The sequence below is a fragment of the Streptomyces sp. MnatMP-M17 genome (genome assembly GCF_900091995.1).
Taxonomy (GTDB): Bacteria; Actinomycetota; Actinomycetes; order Streptomycetales; family Streptomycetaceae; genus Streptomyces.
Window position 1 is genome coordinate 1 of the sequence record NZ_FMDK01000597.1, and the last position, 1,747, is coordinate 1,747.

At 71.2% G+C, this 1,747-nt stretch carries 2 protein-coding genes; both read left to right on the forward strand.

Features of this window, described 5'->3' with window-relative positions; genetic code table 11:
- Positions 1-1,077 (forward strand): WD40 repeat domain-containing protein (locus tag GA0115259_RS25445; protein ID WP_176732650.1); only part of this gene is annotated, 1,077 nt, incomplete at its 5' end.
- Between the two features lie 485 nt (positions 1,078-1,562).
- On the forward strand, positions 1,563-1,747 hold a 185-nt coding region (locus GA0115259_RS41210; RefSeq protein ID WP_218104236.1), incomplete at its 3' end, for a hypothetical protein.

The following is a 1,747-nucleotide window of genomic DNA, read 5'->3' on the forward strand; positions in this document are numbered from 1 at the left end:
GTGGCGTTCAGCCCGGACGGGCGCACACTCGCCACCGGCAGCCAAGACCGGACGGTGCGGTTGTGGGAGACATCCAGCCAAACCCGAGTCATCCTCACCAAGCCCCCCGGGATGGTGTTCTCGGTAGCGTTCAGCCCGGACGGCCGTACCATGGCCACCGCCACCAGTGGTGTGGACTTGTGGGATACGACCAACAATCACATCCGCCACCGTATCTCTGAGCGCCCCGGCGACGTGTTCTCGGTGGAGTTCGGCCCAGACGGGCGCACTCTGACCACCCTCAGCAGCGAGCGCGGGGTGGAGTTGTGGGACGCGGACACCGGACGCCCCGACAAAGGCCTTTCCGGTAACACCAGCGATGTGATCAGCGCCGAGTTCAGCCCGGACGGGCGCACCATAGCCACCCGTGGCGTGGAGCGCGGGGTGGAGTTGTGGAACGCGGACACCGGACGCGTCCGCAGGAAGCTGCCCGAGCCCAGCGATGGCATAGGCTCGCTGGCGTTCAGCCCGAGCGGACACGTCCTCGCCACCGGCGGACCAGACCACACGGTGCGGCTGTGGGACACGGATACCGGCCGTCTCCGCAAGAGACTGCCCGGACACACCGGCCTCGTATTCTCTGTGGCGTTCAGTCCGGACGGCCGGACCCTGGCCACCGCCAGCGTCGACGGCACGGTGCGGCTATGGGACACAGTTACCGGGCGTCTCCACAAAAGCCTGCCCGGACCCACCAGCCCTGTCTTCTCCGTGGCGTTCAGCCCGGACGGCCGGACCCTGGCCACCGCCGGTAACGACGACCGGTCCGTGCGACTGTGGGACACGGACAACGGCATCATCCTGGCCACGCTCTCCGGGCACACCGGCGTCGTCCTCTCGGCGGCGTTCACCCCGGACGGCCGCACCCTGGCCACCGGCAGCGAGGACCAGACCGTACGGCTATGGTCCGTAGCCCTGCCTGCCCCCACCACAGCGATCAGCAAAATCTGCCGCGCGGTCGGCCGCGAACTCACCGCGCAGGAACGCTCGGTATACCTGCCGGACCAGCCACCACGCCCCATATGCCGCTCTCTGCGCTGATAACGATGCCAACGGCGAGCGCCATTCCATGAGGGGCGTGGCGGACCGATTGCCGGGGGCCTCGTCCGGCTCGGCGATGTCCTCGGACTGGTCAACCAGCCATGTGTCGCCCTGCTGTACGACGCGCAGGGCCTTGCGGCTGGGTGGTGGTGGAGTCGGGCCAGGTGACAACGTCCCCGGCCGGCCCCTGGGCGGTGAACACGGGCTCGTCCACGGCGAGTCGGCGCGGTGCCGTCGGCGTGCGCGGCTCGTCCCGGCCGCCCGGGGCTGACCGACTCGGGCGCCAGGCCCGCGGGAAGGTCATCGGGTCATCCCCCGATCATTCCCGACCCGGCCGGCCCCCGGGCCCGGACCGGTCGGCCGTCGACGGCGCCGGTGCGAGGTCCGCCTCCCCCGCTTCCACCAGTGCCAGGCGCAGTTGCTCGGTGGCGGCCGAGCGGCCGGGGTGGGGAGTGCCGCGGCGGCCAGGAGCAGGGCGCGGGCGTGTGTACGGACCTCGGCGTCGTACCAGGGATCGGGGCAGGGCGGGTGAGCAGGCGCGCGGTCAGGAGCAGCGTGTCGTTCTCGCGCGGGTGGGCGGCGGCGCGTTCGGCGATATCGCCGACGGCCTCCTGGGCCGGGGTGTGCTCGGCGCTGGCGCGGGCCAGGGGCAGCCACACCTTGTCCGTGA